This window comes from Micromonospora sp. LZ37 (assembly GCF_059359015.1).
In genome coordinates, this window is sequence record NZ_JCADBL010000004.1 from 361,205 (window position 1) to 383,109 (window position 21,905).

The window sequence follows — 21,905 nt, forward strand, 5'->3', positions numbered from 1 at the left end:
GTCGAGGTGCTCGTCCCGGCAGCCGATGTACGGCAGGATGCCTCTCCATGAGCACTCAGCCGACGGCCGACATCGACCACGCCGGGAGCAGCGACCACCCGTCGCGGTCGGACGGCTTCGTCCGCGGCCTGTCGGAGGCGATCGGCGGTCCGCTCGGCGACCACGCCACCGCCCTGGACCGGCCCGCCGGACGGGAGCGGCGGTTCTGGACGGCCGCCCGGATCGTGCTGGCCCTGGCCTGCCTGACCCTGGCGCTGCACTGGGTGCAGAAGTCGCCGTGCCAGGACGGCGCCTGGCAGAACAACGTGCAGTACACCCGGCTCTGCTACACCGACGTGCTCGCGCTCTACTACGCCGAAGGGCTCAACGAGGGCAAGGTCCCCTACCGCGACCACCCCGTCGAGTACCCGGTGCTCACCGGCTACATGATGGGCGCGCTCGGCCTGCCCGTGCACGCCCTCGGCGTCGACGACCCGCAGCTCAACCAGGGGCAGTGGTTCTACAACCTCAACGCGTTGACGTTGAGCGCGCTCGCCGTCGCCACCGTCGTGGTGATCCTCGCCCTGCGCCGCCGACGGCCCTGGGACGCGGCGCTCTTCGCGCTCGCCCCGGCGCTGTTCCTCACCACCACGGTCAACTGGGACTTCCTCGCCATCGGCCTGGCCGCCTTCGGCCTGGCGGCGTGGGCCCGACGTCGACCCGCGCTCGCCGGGCTGCTGCTGGGCCTGGGTGGCGCCGCCAAGTTGTGGCCGCTCTTCCTGTTCTGGCCCATCCTGCTGCTCGCGTGGCGGACCGCCCGGGTACGCGCCGCGCTGACCGCCATCGGCACCGGGGCGGCGGCGCTGGTCGCGGTCAACCTGCCGACGGCGATCCCCCACTACGACAACTGGTACCGCTTCATCGAGCTGAACAGCACCCGGCCCATCGACTGGGGCACGCTCTGGTACATCGGGCGGTACCTGGACGGCAAGGTGAACAGCGGGGTGGCCGGCGACCAGGGGCCGTTCCAGTGGTTGAACGCCCACATCCCGGCGCTCAACCTCCTGACGTACGCCCTGTTCATCCTGGCCTGCCTCGGCGTGGCCGCGCTGACCCTGCTGGCCCCCCGCCGTCCCCGGCTGGCCCAGCTCGCCTTCCTGGTGGTCGCCGCGTTCCTGATCTTCAGCAAGGTCTGGTCGCAGCAGTTCGTGCTCTGGCTGCTGCCGCTGGCCGTGCTGGCCCGCCCCCGCTGGGGTGCCTTCCTCGCCTGGCAGCTCGCCGAGGTGGGCTACTTCCTGGCCTTCTACGGCGAGCTGCTCGGCGCGGCGACCAGCCGGCCCGTCTTCCCCGAAGGAGTGTTCGTGCTGGCCGCGACGCTCCGGCTCGGCACCGTCGTGCTGCTCTGCGTGCTGGTGGTGCGGGACATCCTGCGCCCCGAACGGGACGCGGTGCGGCGGACGTACGCCGACGACCCGGACGGCGGGATCCTCGACGGGGCGCCGGACGCGCCGTGGCACCACCGGTTGCGTCACCCGTCGCCGCCGAGCATGGCCGAACCGGCCGCCGCGAACGCCTGAGCCGGCGGGGCGAAAGGCGCCCCGACCGGCCCGGCGCCGACCTCGGTCAGAGCCGGTACACCACCGCGTCACCGACCTCCTCGCGGGTGATGCCGAGCTGGTCGACCGGGGCGTCGACGGTGACCTCCCAGGGCGTGCCGACGACCTGGTCGCGCAGCAGCACCACGTGGCGCACGCCGAGGGTCCGCAGGTAGTCGACGCTGGTCTGGTCGGGGAAGGCGAGCGTCACCCGGCGCACCTCGTCCAACTGGACGGGGGTGAAGCCGCTGCCGCCGTTGACGATCTCCTGGAACCGGCTGGTCGACCAGAGCATCACCGGCTGGTCGAGGTTCTGGCTGCTCGGCAGCACCAGCACCGGACCGTCCACGGTCCGCATCGCCACCGGTTGCTCCGGCACCACCGGGTGCGGCGTGGTGTTCAGTCCCTCCACCAGCACCAGCAGCAGCGGCAGCAGGGCGGCGACCCGCAGCCACGGCGACGGCCGGGCCGGCACCCGCTCGGCGGAGATCTCCCGGACCCGGCGGGCGAAGGCGCTCACCGCCCCGGCGGCGAGCAGGCCGAGCAGCAGCGTCGTCCAGAGCATCATCCGGCCCGGCGTGCGCAGCCCGTTCCAGCCGGGCAGGTACTCGAAGAGCGGCACGTAGGTCACGGTGCCGCCGAAGAACCGGGTGCCCATGGCCAGCACCATCGTGACCAGCACCCCGGCGAGCAGCAGCAGCCGGTGCCGCAACCGCCAGATCGAGAAGAACAGCCCACCCGCCGCCAGCGCGTAGAGCGCGAAGCCCGGCAGCAGCGTCATCTCCGGGGGCCAGGGCAGCGCCGCCCGGGCCCCCTCGTGCAGCGCCCCCCAGACCCGGGACTCGGCCGGCGCGGTGAAGAAGCCGCTCGCCGGCGGCGAGTAGACGCCGATGTCGCCGATGGTGCGCTCCGCGTTGGGGTGCGCCTGCGCCACCCGGAAGTACGGGATGGCCAGCAGCGCACCGACACCGGCGAAGAGCAGGCCCCCGATCAGGTCCGCGACCAGCAGCCGGGCCCCGAACGGACGCTTGACCGGCCGGATGACCCAGCGCCGCAGGAACCAGGTCACGGTGGCGACCAGGCCGATGCCGGCGAGGACGTACGCGAACGGCAGGCCGATGCCGAAGCCCAGGCTGAGCTGCCAGGCCGCCACCATCCACCCGGTGTACGTCCAGCCCTCGTGGCGCCGCTCCGGCCGGTAGCCGTGGCGCAGCGACCAGCCGTGCCCCCGGGCCAGCATGGCCAGCGCCAGCGGGATGCCCCCGTTGGAGACGATGTGCAGGTGACCGGCCTGCGCGAGCAGCCACGGGGCGTAGGTGTAGCTGACGCCGGCCACCGCGGCGCCGATCCGTCCGGAGCCGAGCTGCCGGGCCAGCGCGTACGCGCCGAACGTGGCGAGCGCGTGGGCCAGCACGAACATGATGTTGTAGCGCAGCACCGCGGCGTCCGGGCCGGTGCCGATCATCCCGGCCGGCGCGTATCCCAGCAGGGTGTCGGAGAAGGCGAAGCTGTCCTTCTCGGGGAAGAAGGCGTTGGACTGCCACAGCATGCCCGGGTCGGTGCGCAGGATGTGCCCGGACCAGGCCATCTGCCAGGCCTGCAGGCTCGGGTCCCAGTAGTCCTGCGGCAGGGTGTAGAGGGGGTACCGCAGCGTCGGCCAGGTCAGCGCGACGGCGAGGAGCAGCGAGCCGAGCGCGGCCAGGGTCCACTCGTGGACCGCCAGCCGGCCGACCGCGCGCACGGCCCGACCGACGCGGCCGGGCACCGGCTCGGGGGCGGGGGCGAACGCCGACCAGCGGTCCGGCGGGGCGTCCTTCTCCTTCGCGGCGCTCGGCTCGCCGGCGCTGCTTTTGTCCGTGCTGCTCTTGTCCGTGCTGCTCTTGTCCGTGCTGCTCTTGTCCGTGCTGCTCTTGGCGGTGCTGTTCTTGTCCGCGGCGTCGGTTCCGCCGTCCGCGACCTTCGAGCCGGTGGTGCCGGCCTTTCCGGCGGTGGCGTCCGTCGGCGCGGGCTGCCCGGCCCCGGACGGGGAGGCCGGTCGTCCCCCGGGACCGGGCACCGCCCCGTTGCCGCCCGCCCCGGTGCTGCCGGCACTGCCGCTGTCGATCGCCGACCCGCCGGTGGGGGCGGCGTGGTCGTCCGCGGGCCCGCCGGCCCGGCCGGTCGGCTGGCCGCCGCCCGTCGTGTTCGTCGTCATCCGGGTCAGGCTCCCGCGCCGAGCTGCTCACGCAGGAAGGCGATGTCGGCGCCCTGCCCGGCCACGCCACCCGGGGTCTCCACGATGACCGGCGCGCCGGCCGCGCGGATCACCGCCACCACCAGCTCCGGGTCGATGGTGCCGCCGTCGAGGTTGTCGTGCCGGTCCTGCCCCGAGTTGAACCCGCCCTTGGAGTTGTTGGCGTGCACCATGTCGATCCGACCGGTAATCGCCTTGACCCGGTCGACCAGGTCGAGCAGCTCCTCGCCGCCGGCGTACGCGTGGCAGGTGTCCAGGCAGAAGCCGACCTCGTGGTCGCCGAGGGCATCCCAGAGCCGGGCCAGCGCGTCGAGGCGTCGGGCGCAGGCGTTGTCGCCGCCGGCGGTGTTCTCGATCAGGATCGGCAGCGGGAAGCCGCCCGACTCCGCGGCGTACGCGAAGGTCTTGCGCCAGTTGTCGAAGCCCACCGCCAGGTCGTCCCCGGCGTTGACGTGCCCGCCGTGCACGATCAGCCCCTTGGCGCCGATTTCCGCCGCGGCGTGCGCGTGACCGAGCAGCAGCTTGCGGCTGGGGATGCGGATCCGGTTGTTCAGCGTGGCGACGTTGATGACGTACGGGGCGTGGACGTAGAGGTCCACCTCGGCGGCGCGCAACCGGTCCGCGTCCGCCCGGGGTTTCGGTGCCTTCCAGCCCTGCGGATCGGCGAGGAAGAACTGCACCGCCTCGGCGGAGCGGGCGTCCGCCTCCGCCAGCGGGTCGGCCTGGTCGACGTGGGCTCCGATACGCATGGAGGCGAGCCTACGTCGAGCATCCGACGCCTGGGGTGTCGGTCTTGGGCGGTTCGCGGCCGGAAATCGTCACCGTCCGGGCGGGTGTTCGTTGACCCGGGTGGGATCGACGGATGGCTCTTCCGACGGCTTCGCGCCGCAGGTCGCGTCACCGGGTCCCGCAGCGGGTTCACCCCCGTCGTGCGGCCCGGCACGTCGGGGGGCGGACCTGGCCGGCGCCCCGGCGGCGGCCGAGAAGATTGTCCGACGAATAGTGGCATTTCCACCATCAGGGTACGAGTGCCGTTGTATCGTCGGATAACAACAGGAAAAAGCTCCGCGGGGCGTCCTCGATCCAACCTCATCGGTGTGGTCGTTCCTCCCCAGGTCCCACCCAAGGAATGCGGACGGGACGCCTCGCGGCCTCGTGGACAGGGGTCCGCCACCGGCCTTCGGGAGCCGGAGGCGGGCCCCTGTCGCCACGCCCGGCCCGCAGCTCCGGCCTGCCCGGGCATGATCGTCCGGACCGGGTATCCTGGTCCGGTTGTCCGCGTCCGGCCGGGTTCCCCCGGCGCCGGAGCGGGCAGCGACGCACGACCTCCTGCCACGGAAGGACCGTGGCCGCCAAGCCCACAGGAGGTGAGCACGTCTTGCGTCATTACGAAGTAATGGTGATCCTCGACCCCAGTCTCGAGGAGCGCACCGTCGCCCCGTCGCTCGACACGTACCTGAACGTGATCCGGACCGCGGGTGGCTCGGTGGAGAAGACCGACGTGTGGGGCCGCCGGCGCCTCGCGTACGAGATCAACAAGAAGGCCGAAGGCATCTACGCCGTCATCGACCTGCAGGCGACGCCGGAGGCGGTGGCCGAGCTGGACCGTCAGCTGCGGCTCAACGAGTCCGTGCTGCGCACCAAGGTCATCCGGCCGGAGATGCGCTAAGCATTCAAATCCCGGTTCGCCCGGATCAGCCTCATCGGTACTGTCACACGGTTCTGAGAGCCTGTACGGCAGAACGATGAGTGCGCGAGGAGATGGTCATGGCAGGAGACACCACCATCACGGTCATCGGCAATCTGACCGATGACCCCGAGTTGCGGTTCACCCCGTCCGGTGCGGCGGTCGCCAAGTTCCGGGTCGCTTCGACGCCCCGGTTCATGGACAAGGCCTCCGGCGAGTGGAAGGACGGCGAGCCGCTCTTCCTGGCGTGCACCGTGTGGCGGCAGGCGGCGGAGCACGTCGCCGAGTCGCTCCAGCGGGGCGCCCGCGTGATCGTCTCGGGTCGGCTGCGCCAGCGGTCGTACGAGACCCGCGAGGGTGAGAAGCGCACCGTCATCGAGCTCGAGGTCGACGAGATCGGCCCGTCGCTGCGCTACGCCACGGCGAAGGTGCAGAAGATGTCGCGCTCCGGTGGCGGCGGCGGTGGCTTCGGTTCCGGTGGCGGTGGTGGCCAGGGTGGCGGCGGAGGCAACTTCGACGACCCCTGGGCTTCGGCCGCACCGTCTCCTTCGCGCTCCGGTTCGGGCGGCGGAAACTTCGACGAGGAGCCCCCGTTCTAATGGCGCCGAGCGCCCGCGATCGCAAACCAGGAGCACGAGCAATGGCCAAGGCTGCGGCACTTCGCAAGCCGAAGAAGAAGGTGAACCCGCTCGACAAGGACGGGATCACCTACATCGACTACAAGGACACCGCGCTGCTGCGCAAGTTCATCTCCGACCGCGGCAAGATCCGCGCTCGGCGGGTGACCGGCGTCACCTCGCAGCAGCAGCGGCAGATCGCCCGTGCGGTCAAGAACGCCCGCGAGATGGCGCTCCTGCCGTACACCGCCACGGCCCGCTGAGAGGAGGCACCGACATGAAGATCATCCTGACTCAGGAAGTTTCCGGTCTCGGTGCCCCCGGCGACATCGTCGAGGTCAAGAACGGCTACGGCCGTAACTACCTGCTGCCGCAGGGCTTCGCGATCAGCTGGACCAAGGGTGCGGAGAAGCAGGTCACGGTCATCAAGCGGGCCCGCTCGGCCCGTGAGATCCGCGACCTGGGCCACGCCAACGAGGTCAAGGACCAGCTCGAGGGTCTGAAGGTCACGCTGAAGGCCCGCGCCGGTGACGGTGGCCGGCTCTTCGGCTCGGTCACCCCGGCCGAGATCGTCGACGCCGTCAAGGCGGCCGGCGGCCCGGCCCTCGACCGTCGTCGGCTGGAGCTGCCCGGTCACATCAAGACGACCGGCTCCTACCCGGTGCGGATCAAGCTGCACCCCGAGGTGGCCGCCAAGTTCGACCTCAACGTCGTCCAGGGCTGACACCCGTAACGCACGACGGAAGGGCCCGCACCGGACTCCGGTGCGGGCCCTTCCGCATGTCCCACGTCCGTCCTGCCTCGCCGCCCGGCCGGGGCGGGGACCGGCGCGACCACGGGTCGCGGCGGACGCCGACTCAACCGATGGGCTGGCCGGTCACCGCGCTGATCATCACCGTGGAGAGCCCCCCACCCACCACCGCCGCGGCCAACGCCACCGTCGCCGAGCGCCAGGTCGTGCCCACCCGGCGCAGCAGCACCGCCACCACCAGACTGCTGACCAGCGCCAGCCCGAACCGGGGCGCACCCGCCACCAGCGACGCGAAGGCGTGCGCCCGCGGTGAGTCACAACCACCGCCGCTGATGTCCGTGACGCAGCCGGCCGGAGCCTGACCACTGAGCGTCAGCAGCCAGAGGAAGACCAGCGCCGCCGGCACCAGGTAACAGGCGGCGGTGTACACCACCGGACGCAGCGGGCCGCCCGGATCCGGGTCGAGCAGGTCGTCCTCCAGGCGGCGGTGCCACGTCCCGCCGCCCACCGAATCGATCCGCTGTCGCAGCGACGACGCCGGTACCGCACGGCTGGCGACGCTGGGCTCGGCCCGGCGCCGAGGCGCCATCCGCGGCCGGGGAGCGGTGTAGGCGACCACCGGCGACCGGGGCGCCGACGACGGCGGATCCATCCACCGGGGATCGTCGCCGGCCAGCCGGGTCCCGGACCAGAAGCCCTCCGGCTGCTCCGACCAGGGCCAGGCCTCACCCGAAGCCGGCTCGGCCGAGCGTGGCGGCTCGGTCCGGCCCCAGTCGCCCCCGCCGTCGGTGCGGTCCCACCGGTCCGCCGTGACGCCGGTGCCCCACTGGCCGACGTCCGTACGGTCCCACTGGGCGGTGTCGGTGAACCGGTCCCACTGGGCGGTGTCGTCGCCCTGCTGCCACCGCGACCCCGCACCGGACCGCTCCCAGCGGCCGTCCGGCTCGGGACTCTGCCAGGAGTGCACCCCGGACGCGTCCCACGGATCGACGGCCGGCCGGTACTGCGGCTCGGGCTCCGGCTCCACCGTGCGGGTCCACGGGTCGACGGCCGGCCGGGACCGCGAATCCGCGGCGGCCCGCCGCCCCCGCCGGGTCGGTCGCTCCGGCTCCGGGTCGGCGGCCGGCAGGTCGGACTCGTCGCCGCCCGACCAAATCACCTGGGGACGGCGGGATGCCGACCGACGTGGCCGGCTCGTCGGCGCCGGCGCGGAGACCGGGTCGTCCTCGTCCGAGTCGGCGCGTCGGCTGCCGACGTACCCCTGCTCCTGCTGGGGACGGTCGAAGGTCCACTCGCGGGTGTGCTCGGACTCGGGAGCGGCGCCGATCGCCCTGACCTCGGCCCGGCCGCTCTCCCGGCGCCGGCGCTCGGCACGCCGGCCACCGCCGGAGACCGGGCGGTCGTCGTCCTCGTCGTCGTCCGGGGCGGCGTGTCGGCCCCGGCCGTCGGCGTGCGCGATGCCCGACTCCACAGCCCAGCGGGGCAGGTAGGCGTCGACCGGCTCACCGTGGCCGCGCTCGATCGCCCGCCGCCGGCTCGGCGTGCGGTGGCGATCCGTGACGGAGTACGGATCGGCCGGTACGGGCTGGTCGCGGTCGTCCCACGGGGCGACCGACTGACGCTCACGCGGGCTGCCCTCCCCGCGCTCCCAGTCCCGGTAACTCACGGCCGGAGCGTGACCCTTCTCAACCGAAAGTGCAATCCGCTGTCCAGGTGTAGCCGTTTGCAGCAGATAGTACGGGAAGAACCGCCCTCCAGCCCTACCGGAAATTAATCGTCCACAGGGTGGGGACAGCATTTCCGCAGGTCAGAGGCAATCGGCCTGGAATTCCCCATCGGTTTTCCACAGGCTGTGCACACCCTGCGCACATGCTTGTCCACCCGCGTCCACAGGTTGTCCCGAGGCTCGTCCACCGGCCTGGTTGGGGTCTGACCTCGGGTTCCGTATCGTGGGGCACCGACCGGTCGCGCGATGGCCCCCGATCGACCGGACCGGTCCGATCGGAAGTTGTCAGACCCGCCCGGTAGAGCTGGTACTCGATCGCAGTGGAGGGGGATCCGTGTCGGTCACCGACGACATGCGGGCGGAGCCCCGGGCCGGCGGACAGTCACCCGCCCCCGCGCAGCGCGACGGGCAGTTCGACAAGACCCCGCCGCAGGACGTCGCCGCCGAGCAGTGCGTCATCGGCGGCATGCTGCTCTCCAAGGACGCCATCGCCGACGTCGTGGAGATCCTGAAGTCGACCGACTTCTACCGGCCGGTGCACGCCACCATCTTCGACGCGATTCTCGACATCTACGGTCGGGGCGAGCCGGCCGACGGGATCACTGTCGCGGCGGCCCTGGCCGACTCCGGCGATCTCGCCCGGGTCGGCGGTGCCCCCTACCTGCACACCTGCATGGCCGCCGTGCCCACGGCGGCGAACGCCGCCTACTACGCCCGGATCGTGAGCGAGCGTGCGGTGCTTCGCCGGCTGGTCGAGGCCGGCACCCGCATCGTGCAGCTCGGCTACGGCACCGCTGCCGGCGGCAGCCGCGACGTGGACGACGTGGTCGACCTCGCCCAGCAGGCGGTCTACGAGATCACCGAGCGCCGGGTCAGCGAGGACTTCGCGGTGCTGGCCGACATGCTCCAGCCGACCCTGGACGAGATCGAGGCGGTCGGCGCGCAGGGCGGCGTGATGACCGGTGTGCCGACCGGCTTCACCGACCTCGACCGGCTGCTCAACGGCCTCCACCCGGGCCAGTTGATCATCGTGGCGGGGCGGCCCGGTTTGGGCAAATCAACGGCCAGTATGGACTTTGCCCGAAATGCGGCTATCCGCGCCAACCAGGCGGCGGCGATCTTCTCGCTGGAAATGAGCAAGGTCGAGATCGTCATGCGACTGCTCTCGGCCGAGGCGCGGGTGCCGCTGCACGTGCTGCGCAGCGGCCAGCTCTCCGACGACGACTGGACCAAGCTGGCCCGCTGCATGGGTGAGATCAGCGAGGCGCCGCTCTTCGTGGACGACACCCCGAGCATGAACCTGATGGAGATCCGGGCCAAGGCGCGCCGGCTCAAGCAGAAACACGACCTCAAGATGATCGTCGTGGACTACCTCCAGCTGATGACCTCACCGAAGCGCACCGAGAGCCGTCAGCAGGAGGTCGCCGACCTCTCCCGGGGCCTGAAGCTGCTGGCCAAGGAGGTCGAGTGCCCGGTGATCGCGGTGAGCCAGCTGAACCGTGGTCCCGAGCAGCGGACGGACAAGCGACCGCAGTTGTCCGATTTGCGCGAATCTGGATCAATTGAGCAAGATGCTGACGTTGTAATCCTTTTGCACCGAGATGATTACTACGACAAAGAGTCGCCGCGGGCCGGCGAGGCGGATTTCATCGTCGCGAAGCACCGGAATGGCCCCACAGATTCGATCACCGTGGCCGCCCAGCTGCACCTGTCCCGGTTCGTCGACATGGCGATCGTCTGACCTGCCGGGCGCGCCTGTCGACGACCGGAACGACCGCCAGTAGCTGACGTCGCCGAGGCCGGCGACGACCCGGCCGATGCCGTCGTCGGCCTGCGCTGGCGCGAGGTGCTGCCCGGTGGGCGCCATGAGGTGCAGCGTGGCACGGCGGGCCCCGATCGGCACGACGGGCCGGGAGCGGCACGACCGGGCCGGCGCGAGGCCGACCCGGTCGCCGGGTGCTCAGCCGAACATCTCGTCGAGGAAGCTCTTCTGCTTCTTGCGCTTGTAGTGGCCGTGGTAGCCCTGGTGCTGCTGGTGCTGCTGCTGGTGCTGCTGCCCGTGGCCGCCGTAGGCGGGCTGCGGCGGGTAGCTGTGGGCGGGCGGCGGGGGCGCCGAGCCGTAGCCCGGCTGGGGCGCGGGCGGCGGCGGGGCGTACCCACTCTGGGGGTGGGCCTGCTGCTGGGCGGGGGTGGAACCGGCGTGCTGCTGGCTCCAGTTGGCCTCGGCCTCGAACAGCTTCTCGAGTTCGCCGCGGTCGAGGAAGATCCCCCGACACTCGGTGCACTGGTCGACGACGACTCCGCTGCGCTCGTACTGGCGCATGTCTCCGTGACACTTGGGACAGGTGAGCTGCATCGCTCGACGGTACCCGGTCGAGGCGAACGTCACGCAGTGGCGATCAACGTCTCGGTCACCTCCGAGTCGGAAACCTCGTGGAAGTCGTCGTAGTAGGCCCCCACCGCGCCGAACTCCGGTGGGCGTTGCGCGCAGATCACCTGGTCGGCCTCCGCGGCCAGCATCTCGTACGCCTCCTGCGAGCCCACCGGCACGGCCACCACGACCCGGTGGGCGCCGAGGTGGCGGGCGACCTGGACGGCGGCGCGGGCGGTGGCGCCGGTGGCGAGCCCGTCGTCGACGATCACCGCGGTCCGCCCGGTGAGGTCCAGCGGTGGACGGCCGGCCCGGTAGCGGGCCTCCCGGCGCTCCAGTTCGGCCTGTTCGCGGCGCTGCACCTCGGCGACCTCCTCGGGGCCGAGCCGGGCCGCGACGAGGTCGTTGAGGACGCGTACGCCGCCGGGCCCGAGCGCGCCGAAGGCGACCTCGGGGGCCCAGGGCATGCCCAGCTTGCGGACGACGAGGACGTCCAGCGGGGCGCCGATCCGGTCGGCGACCACCCGCGCCACGGGTACCCCGCCCCGGACCAGCCCCAGCACGATGACGTCCGGCTGTCCGACGAGTCCGGTGAGCCGGTCGGCGAGCTGCCGCCCGGCCTCCTCGCGATCGCGGTAGGTGGTCATGTCTCCAGGTCTACGCCCTGGAGAGGGCCTTCGTCCGCGACTCCGCCGAAACCGGCTCAGGTCGTCGGAGTGCGGGGGCCCAGACCAGCAGGGCGAGCGGGTAGAGCAGGTACCCGAAGCGGGTCGAGGGCATCAGCAGGATCGCGGCGAGCAGCCCGTACCCGCAGACCAGGGCGGTGGCGGCGGCCGTGCCGGGCGGTCGGCGCAGCAGCCGGACGGCGATCGCCGCCCCGGCCGCGACGAGCAGCGCGGCGGCGACGACCCGGCCGGCCGGCAGCGCGGTCGCGATCAGGTGACCGGGGAACGGCGACTGGGCGGGGCTGGTCACCAGGCCGTGGCCGAGCGGGAAGCGCAGCACGTTCTCCACCAGGGCGGCCCGGTCGACCAGCAGGGCCGGGACCAGCGCGGCCAGCGGCAGGCCCAGCGCGCCGAGGGCGAACCGGCCGGCGGCCCGGCGGGTGACCGCCCAGAAGAGCAGCACCAGGGCGACCGGCCAGGCGAAGAGCTTCAGCGCGCCGGCGAGCCCGACCGCCACGCCGGCCGCGCCGGGTCGGTCGGCGGCGGCGAACGCCAGCGCCAGCAGGCAGAGCGCGAGTACGGGGAGGTCGTCGCCGCCGGTGGCGAGGGTGAGCGCGCAGACCGGCAGCACGGTGGCGGCCTGTACGCCCCGCAGCACCGCACCGGTCGGTCGGCCGGCGCCGGGGCGAGCCGACCCGCGCAGGGTGGCCACCGCGAGGGCCAGCACCAGCGCGGTGACCAGCGCGAACCAGATGCGGGAGTCGGTCCACCAGGCGTCGGCGGCGGCCCGGGGCAGCCCGAACAGCGCCATCCCCGGCTGGTACGGGGTGTAGCCGAGCAGCCGCTCGTCGGCGGGGAGCGCGGCGATGGCGTCGTGGCTCAGGTAGGGGGTGCCCTGGTCGGCCAGTCGGATGCCGGCGTCCTCGACCACCACCACCTCCTCCTGCGCCCGGTCGGTACGCCCCGACGCCCGCTGCACGGCCTGGAGCACCAGGGGCAGCAGGGCGGTCGTCGCCCAGGCGAACCCGGTGACCGCCGCCCGCGCCCGCACCGTGGCGGCGGCGGGCCAGCGGTGCCGGCCGAGCAGTTGACCGGCCACCGCGAGGGCGGCGAGCAGGTAGCCGACGGCGGCGACGCTTCCCCAGGCCCGGTGCGGTGGCAATGTGGAGGTGACGGCGGTGATCGCGGCGAACGCGGCGGAGACGGCGTAGAGGCCGAGGTCGAGGGGGAGGCCGCCGACGGCGGAGTCCGCGGCCCGCCAGGCGCGGGCGGCTCGGTGGGCGGCGGTCACGCCGGCAAGTGTGGCAGACCGGTGGGACGGCTCCGTCCCGGCTGGCGGCGGCCGGGGGCGAGGCGGATCACCGCGCCGGTGTCGTGCAGCGGCGGAACGAGGATGCCGGGGTGTCCGCCGGAGCCGCGCTGGAGGGTGGCGAGGAGGGTGCCGGCGGGCAGTGGCCGGGCGAAGAGGTGCCCCTGCCCGCTGGCGCAGCCCAGCTCCCAGAGCGCGCGGCGTTGCGGCTCGCTCTCCACCCCCTCGGCCACCACCGCCAGGTCGAGGCTGCGGCCCAGGTCGAGAGTGGAGCGGATGACGGCGGCGGCTTCCGCCGAGCTGTCCATGGCGGTGACGAAGCTTCGGTCGATCTTCAGTTCGTGGACGGGGATGCGGGAGAGCAGGGAGAGCGAGGAGTAGCCGGTGCCGAAGTCGTCCAGGGCGAGGCGTACGCCGGAGTCCCGCAGGCGGCTGAGCACCCGGTCCACCACGTCGAGCTGGCTCAGGGTCAGCGTCTCGGTCAGCTCCAGCACCAGCCGGTCCGGGGGGAGGTCGTGCGCCCGCAGCCGGGCCAGCACGGCGCCGGGGAAGCGGGCGTCGAGGAGGCTGCGCGGGGAGACGTTCACCGACACCGGCAGGTCGAAGCCGGCGGCCCGCCAACTGCCGGCCGCTATGAGCGCCTGGTCGAGGATCGCCTCGGCGAACGCCGGCAGCAGCCCGGAGCGTTCGACCGCCTCCAGGAAGCGCAGCGGGTCGATCACGCCGTGGGTGGGGTGGTGCCAGCGGGCCAGGGCCTCCGCCCCGGTCACCCGGCCGCTGCCCAGGTCGACGATGGGTTGGAAGTTGACGGTGAACTCGTGGTCGGCCACCGCGCGGGGCAACTCGCCGCCGAGGGTGAGCCGGCCGAGGTCGGCGGTGTCCCGGGCGGGGGCGTACGTGGTGATCCGCTGGCCGGCCCGCTTCGCCTGGTACATGGCCACGTCGGCGCGGCGCAGCAGCTCGGGCATGCCGCCGCTGGCCGGGGCCACGGCGATGCCGCCGCTGGCCTCCACGCTGATCCGCATGCCGTCCACTTCGAGGGGTTCGTGCAGTGCGCCGATCAGTGCCTCGGCCCGGTGGGCGGCGACCGCCGGGGCGGGCAGCCCGCGCAGCAGCACGGCGAACTCGTCGCCGCCGAGCCGGGCCACCAGGTCCTCGGGCCGGGCGACGGCCGCGAGCCGGTCGGCGACCTGCGTCAGCACCTGGTCCCCGGCGGCGTGACCGAGCGTGTCGTTGACCTCCTTGAAGTGGTTGAGGTCGATGAGCACGAGCGCGGTGACGCCCTCGGCGTGCCGGTTGCCGAGCTGCTCGGTGCCGCTCTCCAGGAGGTGCCGGCGGTTGGCGAGCCCGGTCAGCGGGTCGTGGGTGGCGGCGTGCGCGTGTTCGTCGGCCACCCGGGCCAGCTCGGCGTACGCCTGGGCGTTGCGGACCGCGGTGCACAGCGCCGAGGCGAAGGTGCGCAGCGTGTACTGCTCCCGCTCGGAGAGCCGGACCGGGCCGCGGAAGCGCAGCCGCAGCTCTCCGACGTCGGCGGTGCCGTCGTGACCCTCGAGCCGGGTGGGCACCACCGCCCCGTCGACCGTGCTGGGTTCGCCGGCCGGTCCGTCGTACGTGACGGTGCCGCCGGCGCCGCGGACCGTGCGGCCGCCGTCGCGCAGCTCGACCTCGACCTCGTCGGCCGAGAAGAGCTCCGCGGCCTGGACGACCGCGGTGGTGAGGACCTTGTCGAGGTCGACCACGTTGAGCGCGTCGGTGGTGCGGGCGAGGCGCTGCCAGGCATCCTGTTCCGCTCGGCTGCGGACCCGGCCCGAGTAGGCCAGGTGGAGGCTGAGGACGAGCGGGGGGACGACGATCAGGAAGCTGGGGTTGTTCTTCAGGATCAGCAGGGTCGACAGGATCACGACGAAGCGGGCGACGAAGCTGGCCAGTCGCAGGTCGACGTGCTCACGGAAGAGGGCGGCCACGGGGGTGTGCGTGGCCAGGGCGATGACGGGGAAGGTGAGGATCTCGTCGAGGAGGACCACCGTCAGGTACGCGGCGACGAGTGTGGGAAGCGCGTGGCCGACCGGTGTGACCCACGGCCAGGTCCATCCGGCCAGGGCGAGCACGGTGCCGCCCGCTGCGGCGAGGAGCGCTTCCTTCGCCACGCCGAAGGCCAGCTTGACCGGGGAGAGACGGGCGATCACCCGGGCGATCCCGACGCCCAGGCCGGCGGCGATGATGACCCAGGGGGCCGGGGCGACGGCCAGGCCGATCACGGTGGCGACCTCGGTCCAGGAAACGCCGTGGTTGGTGGCCCTGATCCGGATCCGCACGTTGACGGTGGTGCCGACCGCCACGAGGAACGTCAGGGAGGCGGCCAGCATGAGGTCGCGCGGGGTGGTCAGCCCCTGGAGTTGAATGACTCGCAGGCTGACCAGGACGGCGACCGCGGCGGCAGACACGACGAGACCGACAAGCAGCAACAGCCGCCGATCGGTCTCATTGTCGCGTGCGATGACCCGAGTCACGTTCTGTGCCTCCACCGCGGTGATTCGTAGCGGTGCGTGTCCCGGTACTTTACGGCCCGTTCAGCGGGGCCGAAAGTGTCTGATCACAACCAGTCGTGGCCGCGCATTGGCTTCGCCTTCCGTGAGGAACGTGCGGAGTGGATTTACCTCCGCACCTGTGGACGGGCCAAGCTTATGGGCGTTGCGACGGGTTAGCATGGTTATGTGTCCATATGCGCAGAATACGTCAATGCGCCCACGGTCTGTTACCCAGCGTCTTTGAATGAAGACCGAACGCTTGTATGTGACCTCCTCTCGTGATTATGGAAGCGTTGTGTGCCGGCGTCTCTCCTCGATTGGTACCGGAGTGAGGCTGGCATCCCGGCGGTTGACGGAAAGGAAAAGTTCCGTTGCTCTCCGATGTCCTTGGATACCTAGGCGATATCAATGCTTATGCAGCCGTTTGGCAGTAGCTGCGGCTAATCCCGGCCTCGGTGGACAGCCTTGGGGCGTGCTCTGGGTTCGGGTGGGGAACTGCGCACCGGAGCCAAGCCGAGCGCAATGCGCTGCCACTTGTCTGGCCGAATCTCGGCGTCGCGCTTAGCGCCGCGAGAATCTCTCCGTGCATCGACGTCAGTCATGACGACCGATTCCGGCTGCCCACTCGCAACCCGCCAAATGCGCTGGCACACATCGTGCCGACAACATCAGGTCCGGTCGGTTCGCTGAGGGCGGGAGCATCGCCTGGCGGCTCTTTCTCCCACCGGGTCGCCCCTTCGGGTCGTACCCGACGGATAGGCTCCCGACCGTGACCGACAGCCCGCAGCTCACCCACGTCGACGCGGCCGGCGCGGCCCGCATGGTCGACGTCTCCGCCAAGCCCGTCACCGGCCGGCTCGCCGTCGCCGCCGGCCGGCTGCGCACCACCGGCGAGGTGATCGAGCTGCTGCGCCGGGACGGTCTGCCCAAGGGCGACGCGCTGGCGGTCGGGCGGCTCGCCGGCATCATGGGCGCCAAACGCACCCCCGACCTGATCCCTCTCTGCCATCCGATCGCACTCCACGGCGTCACGGTCGACCTCCGACCCACCGACGACACCGTCGAGATCACCGCGACCGCGCGGACCGCGGACCGGACCGGCGTCGAGATGGAGGCGCTGACCGCGGTGGCGGTGGCCGGGCTGGCCCTGGTCGACATGGTCAAGGCCGTCGACCCGGCCGCCTCGGTCGAGGCGGTCCGGGTGCTCCGCAAGTCCGGCGGCAAGACCGGCGAGTGGGTGCGGCCGGAGGACCGGCCGTGATCCGGGCGCGGGTGGTGGTGGCCTCCAACCGGGCCGCCGCCGGGGTCTACGCCGACACCAGCGGCCCGCTGCTCGTGGCCGGCCTGCGCGACCTGGGCTGCGCCGTCGACGAGCCGGTGGTGGTCGGCGACGGCGAGCCGGTCGGCGAGGCCCTGCGCGCCGCCCTGGCCGACGGGGTGGACGTGGTGCTCACCAGCGGCGGCACCGGCATCACCCCCACCGACCGGACCCCGGACGTGACCCGCGCGCTGCTCGACTACGAGATCCCCGGCATCGCCGAGGCGATCCGGGCGCACAGCCGCGAACGGGTTCCCACCTCCGCCCTGTCCCGGGGGCTCGCCGGCGTGGCGGGCCGGACGCTGGTGGTCAACCTGCCCGGGTCCAGAGGCGGGGCGAAGGACGGCCTGGCCGTGCTCGGCCCGATCCTGGTCCACGCCATCGACCAGTTGCGGGGCGGCGACCACTGACCACGCGGCCCGCGCGCGGCGATAGGCTCGCCGGTGAGCGCGCGGACCCGCCGGCGCGCGGTACGGACGGAGGGTCAGCCCGGTGAGCACGGAAACCGCCGCCCCGGCGCAGGTCGCCGCGCCACCGCCGGCCGGTTGGGAGGAGGCCCGCTCCCGGGTGTACGCCGTCGGCCTCGCCGCCGCGCTCCCCGCGGTCCGGCGGGCGCTCGCCGACAGCGACGGGCACACCCTCGCCGAGCCGCTGACCACCCGGACCGACCTGCCCGCCTTCCCCACCTCCAGCGTGGACGGCTGGGCGGTGCGCGGCGCCGGGCCGTGGGACGTGGTCGGTCGGGTGCTGGCCGGCAACACCCCGGCACCGTTGACCGCCGACGGGACGACCGTCGAGATCGCCACCGGGGCGATGGTCCCCGAGGGCACCACCGCCGTGCTGCGGATCGAGGAGTCGAGCCGTACCGCCGACGGGCGGGTCGCCGGCACGCCCCGGGCCACGCCGGAGTGGCGGCAGCCCGGCGAGGAGGCGGACGCGGGTGAGGAACTGCTCCCCGCCGGCACCCCGGTCGACCCGGCGCTGATCGGCCTGGCCGCCTCCTGCGGGCACGACCAGCTGCGGGTCCGCCGGCAGCCCCGGGCCGCGCTGCTGGTCTTCGGTGACGAGCTGCTGACCGCGGGCCCGCCCGGCGCCGGCCGGGTCCGCGACGCGCTCGGCCCCGCCGTCCCCGCCTGGCTGCGCCGGTACGGCTGCCAGGTGCGCTCCTCCGACGTGGTCGGCCCGGTGGCCGACACCCTGCCCGCCCACGTGGCGGCGCTGCGCGCCGCGTTGGCCACCGCCGACCTGGTCTGCACCACCGGCGGGACGATGCACGGGCCGGTCGACCACCTGCACCCGACGCTGGAGGCGCTCGGCGCCGACTACGTGGTCAACACGGTCGCGGTCCGCCCCGGCTTCCCGATGCTGCTGGCCCGGCTGGCCGGCGCCGACGGGCGGGTCCGCTTCGTGGCCGGGCTGCCGGGCAACCCGCAGTCCGCGATCGTCGCGCTGGTGTCGTTGGTCGCGCCGCTGCTCGCCGGGTTGCAGGGTCGGCCGATGCCGGTGCTGCCGCACGCCACCCTCGCCGAGCCGGTGGCCGGCCGGGGCGACCACACCCACCTGGCGCTGGTCCGGCTGGACCGGGCCGCCGGCACCGCCCACCCGGTCCGGCACGTCGGCTCCGCCATGCTGCGCGGGCTGGCCGGGGCGGACGGCTTCGCGGTGATCCGTCCCGGCACCACGGGCGAGGTCGGGGCCCGGGTGCCGGTCGTACCGCTGCCCCTGCTGCCCGGGGAGCGGTCGTGGTGACCGCGGCGGTGACCGTGCTCGCGGTGACGGACGAACCGCTGGACCTCGCCGCGCACGAGGCGGCGGTCGCCGACCGCCGGGCCGGCGCGGTCGTCTCCTTCCAGGGCGTGGTCCGCGACCACGACCACGGCCGGCCGGTCACCCTGCTGGAGTACGAGGGCCACCCGAGCGCCGCCGACGTGCTCCGCGAGGTCGCCGCCGAGGTCGCCGCCGACCCCGACGTGTACGCGGTGGCGGTCTCCCACCGGATCGGCCGGCTCGACATCGGCGACGTGGCTCTCGTCGCGGCGGTCAGCACCGCGCACCGCGCGGCGGCGTTCGCGGCCTGCGCCCGGCTGGTCGACGAGGCGAAGGCCCGGCTGCCCATCTGGAAGCGGCAGGTCTTCGCCGACGGGACCGAGGAGTGGGTGAACTGCCCCTGACGGTCGTCGTCGGGCGGCCGGGCCCCGCGATCGGTGGCCCGGCCCGGCGGTCAGCGGCGGCCGGTCGCGACGGCGGTGCGGGCCGGCCGGTCGGTGTAGAAGGCGGGCTCGGCCCCGGGCCGCCAGGGCAGCGCGGCGACCAGCACGATCAGCGCCAGCGCCAGCGAGTTCTCCATCAGGGCGCCGAAGAGACCGTCCTGGTAGTGCGACACCTCGGGAAGCTGGTGCTCGTACGGCCAGATGGGTGAGACCACGAAGAGCAGGTAGAGCCCGATCGCGGCGACGCCGTGCCGCAGCCCGGTCAGCGTCGGGTACCAGATCGGCGGGCGCAGGCCGTTGACCCCGGGCGGGCCGCCGAACGGGCTGCCCTGTCCGGCCCGCAGGCTGAGGCCCCGGCTCGCCTCGCGGCGGCGTACCGCGGCGTCGGCGAGCACGATGATCGCCGGGATGACCCAGACCAGGTGGTGCGACCAGGAGATCGGGCTGATCACGTTGGCGGTGAGCCCGACCAGGGTGAACGCGGTCAACTCGTCGCCGTCGGCCCGGGCGGTGGCGGCGCGGGACAGCCCCAGCGCCAGGACCAGCACGGAGAACGACAGCCAGAGCAGGCCGGGCGTCTCGATCGAGTCGTACAGCCTGGCCAGCAGCCCGGCGAGGGACTGGTTGGGGGTCATGTCGGCGGCGCCGACCCGTTCGGTCTGCCAGAGCACGCCCCCGAAGTAGGCCCGCGACTCCGTGCCGACCAGCGCGAACGCCCCCATCGTCACGCCGATGGTGGTGCCGACGGCGGTGGCGGCGGTCCGCCACTGCCGGGTGATCAGCAGATAGACGATGAAGAGGGCGGGGGTGAGCTTGACGGCGGTGGCCAGGCCGATGCCCGCGCCCGCCCAGGCGCCGCTGTAAACGAAGCGCAGGAAGGCCCCGTCGGTGGAGCGGCCGTGGGTGCCCCGGCGGGAACGCCAGCGCAGCCCGACCAGGTCGGCCATGATCAGCGCGAAGAGGAGCAGGTTGACCTGCCCGTACCCGAGGGTCTCCCGGACCGGCTCCATCGCCACGGCCGTCGGGGTGGCGATGGCGACGGTGAACCAGAGCGGCCAGCCCAGCCGGTCGACGATGGGGCGCAGCAGGGCGGCCAGGACGACCGCCAGCGCGGCGATGCTGCCCGCGGCGTTGACCCAGCCGGCCGACTCGACCGGCAGCCAGGCCATCGGCAGCATCGCCAGGGCGGCGAAGGGTGGGTAGGTGAACCCCAGCGTGGTGGTGGGCGCGATGAACTCGTACAGCTGGTGACCGCTCGCCCACCACACCACCGCGCCGTGGTAGATCTTCATGTCGAAGAAGTTGTACGGCCGCCCGAAAGCACCGATGGCGAGCCATGCGGCATAGGCGACGGCGGCCACGATGCCGACCCGTACGACTGTCCTACGATCGATCCCACGCGTTGCGCGACGGACTGGGGCGAGGCGGTCCAGCCTTCTACCGACGGTCGCCGGCATGGCGTGGCCACCCCCGTACCAAGGTCGTCCTACCCGTCCAGGTCCGGTAGGGAGCCTAGAACGGCGCCTCACGTTGATGCCTCCCGCGTTATGCGACCGTGTCCGATCCCACACATGTTTTTGACATTTCCACCGCGTTAACGGGTGTCGGGTGGTTCAGGTAATTCGCGGCCTTGCGGGGGGTGGTGGCCGTATTGACGCAGGTCAGCCCGGAAGTCGTCGGGCAGCGGACGCCGAGACGACGGCGATCCGGGCCTCCCGGCGGGCGGTGCGCACCGCGCGGCGGACCGAGCGTCGAGAGTGACCGATGCGATGACCCGTCCGCCAGCGCAGGCCCGGCTTCCCCTCCGTGTCGGCGGCGGCGAGCAGCAGGCCACCGAAGAGCCCGAGGTTCTTCAGGAAGTGGATCTGGTTGTTGTTCCGCATCGTCGGGTCGTCGTTCTTCCAGAAGGGATGTCCGGCGGCGGTGGCCGGCACCAGCGTGCCGGCGAGCACCAGCGCGGCCGGCCGGGTGAGCCTGCCGGTGGCCAGCAGCAGACCGGCGGCGAGCTGGACGGCCGAGTTGCACCGGATCAGCGTCTCGGTGTCGGTGGGCAGCTGGGGGGCGGCCCGCTTGATCATCGGAGCGACCCGATCGGTGACCGGGGTGGCGGCCGGCACCAGCCGCCGGGGGTTCTGAAGGTTGCGGGCGCCGCTGACCACGAAGATGCCGCTCAACATGACACGGGCGAGGGAGCGCACGGGTTTCATGGATCAGTCATACCCCGTTGCGGCGGCCGCCACCCCGGCAACGGCCGATCCGATCGGCCGACGTTGACGTGACGGTGCGCCACGCCGATTCGACAGACCGTCGCGGATGGATCGGTCACGGCGGGTAACGTCGCGCGAATGACGACCCTGCGGCTGCGACCCGAGGGCCCGGCGGACACCGGCCCGGTGCGCCGCGTGCTGGCCGCCGCGTTCGCCCGCCCGGACGGCACGACCCCGGGCGAGGTGGCCCTCGTCGACGAGCTGCGCGGCAGCGAGGCGTGGATCCCCGAGCTGGCCATGGTGGCCGAGTACGGCGGCGAGGTGGTCGGCTACGCCCTGCTGAGCCGGGTCCGGGTGAAGTCCGACGACGTCACGGCCCCGGCCGTGGCGCTCGGACCGGTCGCGGTCGCCCCGCACCGGCAGCGCGTCGGGCACGGCACCGCGGCGGTGCAGGCGGTGCTGGACGCCGCCACCGAGCTGGGCGAGCGCCTGGTGGTGGTGCTCGGGGACCCCGCCTACTACCGGCGGTTCGGCTTCGCCCCGGCCGACCGGATGGGGTTGACCAGCCCGTGGTCCGGACTGGGGGAGCCGTGGCAGGCGCTGGTGCTGCCGCCGTCCGTCAGCGGCGAGCCGGCGCCGCCGCGCGGCGAGGTGGTCTTCCCGGCGCCCTGGTCCCGGGTCTGAGCCGGGCCGGCCGTCCACCGTCCGG

Annotated in this window: 20 protein-coding genes; 11 read left to right on the forward strand and 9 right to left on the reverse strand. The window is 73.0% G+C overall.

The features are described from left to right. Positions 1-47: 47 nt before the first annotated feature. On the forward strand, positions 48-1,556 hold the full coding sequence (locus tag AC5L3Z_RS11820) for a glycosyltransferase family 87 protein (RefSeq protein ID WP_494841580.1): 1,509 nt from the start codon (positions 48-50) through the stop codon (positions 1,554-1,556). Positions 1,557-1,602: 46 nt separating this feature from the next. Here the strand turns inward: AC5L3Z_RS11820 and AC5L3Z_RS11825 are convergent, their stop codons facing one another. Together AC5L3Z_RS11825 and AC5L3Z_RS11830 are read right to left on the reverse strand one after the other, a co-directional pair. After that, on the reverse strand, positions 1,603-3,768 hold the full coding sequence (locus tag AC5L3Z_RS11825; RefSeq protein ID WP_494841581.1) for a hypothetical protein: 2,166 nt from the start codon (positions 3,766-3,768) through the stop codon (positions 1,603-1,605). Positions 3,769-3,773: 5 nt separating this feature from the next. Beyond that, a complete protein-coding gene (locus AC5L3Z_RS11830) occupies positions 3,774-4,556 on the reverse strand; it encodes a deoxyribonuclease IV (protein WP_494841582.1) in 783 nt (260 codons plus the stop codon). Positions 4,557-5,185: 629 nt separating this feature from the next. Between AC5L3Z_RS11830 and rpsF the strand changes: the two genes are divergently transcribed. The 4 genes from rpsF to rplI all read left to right on the forward strand — a co-directional run bounded on the left by rpsF (position 5,186) and on the right by rplI (position 6,835). Beyond that, positions 5,186-5,476 carry a 30S ribosomal protein S6 gene (rpsF, locus tag AC5L3Z_RS11835; protein WP_120328341.1) on the forward strand — a complete coding sequence of 97 codons (291 nt, stop codon included), beginning with the start codon at positions 5,186-5,188 and terminating at the stop codon, positions 5,474-5,476. A gap of 80 nt (positions 5,477-5,556) precedes the next feature. After that, on the forward strand, positions 5,557-6,093 hold the full coding sequence (locus AC5L3Z_RS11840; protein ID WP_179802407.1) for a single-stranded DNA-binding protein: 537 nt from the start codon (positions 5,557-5,559) through the stop codon (positions 6,091-6,093). Between the two features lie 41 nt (positions 6,094-6,134). Beyond that, on the forward strand, positions 6,135-6,374 hold the full coding sequence (rpsR, locus tag AC5L3Z_RS11845; protein WP_007073789.1) for a 30S ribosomal protein S18: 240 nt from the start codon (positions 6,135-6,137) through the stop codon (positions 6,372-6,374). Positions 6,375-6,388: 14 nt separating this feature from the next. Then, the gene (rplI, locus tag AC5L3Z_RS11850; protein WP_494841583.1) at positions 6,389-6,835 is read left to right on the forward strand and encodes a 50S ribosomal protein L9; all 447 of its coding nucleotides are present in this window, start codon (positions 6,389-6,391) and stop codon (positions 6,833-6,835) included. A gap of 133 nt (positions 6,836-6,968) precedes the next feature. Here rplI and AC5L3Z_RS11855 read toward each other — a convergent pair whose 3' ends face one another. Continuing rightward, positions 6,969-8,528: a hypothetical protein gene (locus tag AC5L3Z_RS11855; RefSeq protein ID WP_494841584.1), complete on the reverse strand. Its 1,560-nt coding sequence runs from the start codon at positions 8,526-8,528 to the stop codon at positions 6,969-6,971. Positions 8,529-8,922: 394 nt separating this feature from the next. On the opposite strand from AC5L3Z_RS11855, the gene dnaB reads away from it, so the two are divergent. Further along, complete coding sequence (gene dnaB / locus AC5L3Z_RS11860) at positions 8,923-10,329, forward strand: replicative DNA helicase (RefSeq protein WP_334527952.1); 1,407 nt, start codon at positions 8,923-8,925, stop codon at positions 10,327-10,329. A gap of 219 nt (positions 10,330-10,548) precedes the next feature. On the opposite strand, the gene AC5L3Z_RS11865 is transcribed toward dnaB, so the two are convergent. The 4 genes from AC5L3Z_RS11865 to AC5L3Z_RS11880 are packed head-to-tail and all read right to left on the reverse strand — an operon-like array spanning position 10,549 to position 15,443. Further along, entirely contained in the window at positions 10,549-10,944 is a 396-nt protein-coding gene (locus AC5L3Z_RS11865) for a TFIIB-type zinc ribbon-containing protein (protein WP_494841585.1), read from the reverse strand. A gap of 29 nt (positions 10,945-10,973) precedes the next feature. Beyond that, complete coding sequence (locus AC5L3Z_RS11870; RefSeq protein WP_494841586.1) at positions 10,974-11,606, reverse strand: phosphoribosyltransferase; 633 nt, start codon at positions 11,604-11,606, stop codon at positions 10,974-10,976. Positions 11,607-11,616: 10 nt separating this feature from the next. Next, positions 11,617-12,915, reverse strand: coding sequence for a glycosyltransferase 87 family protein (locus AC5L3Z_RS11875; RefSeq protein ID WP_494841587.1), 1,299 nt, complete (start codon positions 12,913-12,915; stop codon positions 11,617-11,619). Continuing rightward, positions 12,912-15,443, reverse strand: coding sequence for a putative bifunctional diguanylate cyclase/phosphodiesterase (locus AC5L3Z_RS11880; protein ID WP_494841588.1), 2,532 nt, complete (start codon positions 15,441-15,443; stop codon positions 12,912-12,914). The genes AC5L3Z_RS11875 and AC5L3Z_RS11880 overlap by 4 nt, the downstream gene beginning before the upstream one ends. Before the next feature lie 787 nt (positions 15,444-16,230). Between AC5L3Z_RS11880 and moaC the strand changes: the two genes are divergently transcribed. The 4 genes from moaC (at position 16,231) to AC5L3Z_RS11900 (ending at position 18,950) form a co-directional block, all read left to right on the forward strand. Next, positions 16,231-16,722 (forward strand): cyclic pyranopterin monophosphate synthase MoaC, encoded by a 492-nt coding sequence (gene moaC, locus AC5L3Z_RS11885; RefSeq protein WP_494841589.1) that lies wholly within the window; start codon positions 16,231-16,233, stop codon positions 16,720-16,722. Continuing rightward, the gene (locus tag AC5L3Z_RS11890; RefSeq protein ID WP_494841590.1) at positions 16,719-17,189 is read left to right on the forward strand and encodes a MogA/MoaB family molybdenum cofactor biosynthesis protein; all 471 of its coding nucleotides are present in this window, start codon (positions 16,719-16,721) and stop codon (positions 17,187-17,189) included. The genes moaC and AC5L3Z_RS11890 overlap by 4 nt, the downstream gene beginning before the upstream one ends. An 82-nt stretch (positions 17,190-17,271) precedes the next feature. Then, positions 17,272-18,528, forward strand: coding sequence for a molybdopterin molybdotransferase MoeA (locus AC5L3Z_RS11895; protein ID WP_494841591.1), 1,257 nt, complete (start codon positions 17,272-17,274; stop codon positions 18,526-18,528). Then, positions 18,525-18,950, forward strand: coding sequence for a molybdenum cofactor biosynthesis protein MoaE (locus AC5L3Z_RS11900; protein ID WP_334527974.1), 426 nt, complete (start codon positions 18,525-18,527; stop codon positions 18,948-18,950). Before AC5L3Z_RS11895 ends, AC5L3Z_RS11900 begins: the two co-directional genes overlap by 4 nt. A gap of 50 nt (positions 18,951-19,000) precedes the next feature. Here the strand turns inward: AC5L3Z_RS11900 and AC5L3Z_RS11905 are convergent, their stop codons facing one another. Together AC5L3Z_RS11905 and AC5L3Z_RS11910 are read right to left on the reverse strand one after the other, a co-directional pair. Continuing rightward, positions 19,001-20,446 carry a glycosyltransferase 87 family protein gene (locus tag AC5L3Z_RS11905; protein WP_494841592.1) on the reverse strand — a complete coding sequence of 482 codons (1,446 nt, stop codon included), beginning with the start codon at positions 20,444-20,446 and terminating at the stop codon, positions 19,001-19,003. A 204-nt stretch (positions 20,447-20,650) separates the two neighbouring features. Continuing rightward, a complete protein-coding gene (locus AC5L3Z_RS11910) occupies positions 20,651-21,196 on the reverse strand; it encodes a DoxX family protein (protein WP_494841593.1) in 546 nt (181 codons plus the stop codon). Between the two features lie 138 nt (positions 21,197-21,334). Between AC5L3Z_RS11910 and AC5L3Z_RS11915 the strand changes: the two genes are divergently transcribed. Then, positions 21,335-21,880: a GNAT family N-acetyltransferase gene (locus tag AC5L3Z_RS11915; RefSeq protein ID WP_494841594.1), complete on the forward strand. Its 546-nt coding sequence runs from the start codon at positions 21,335-21,337 to the stop codon at positions 21,878-21,880. Positions 21,881-21,905 lie beyond the last annotated feature (25 nt).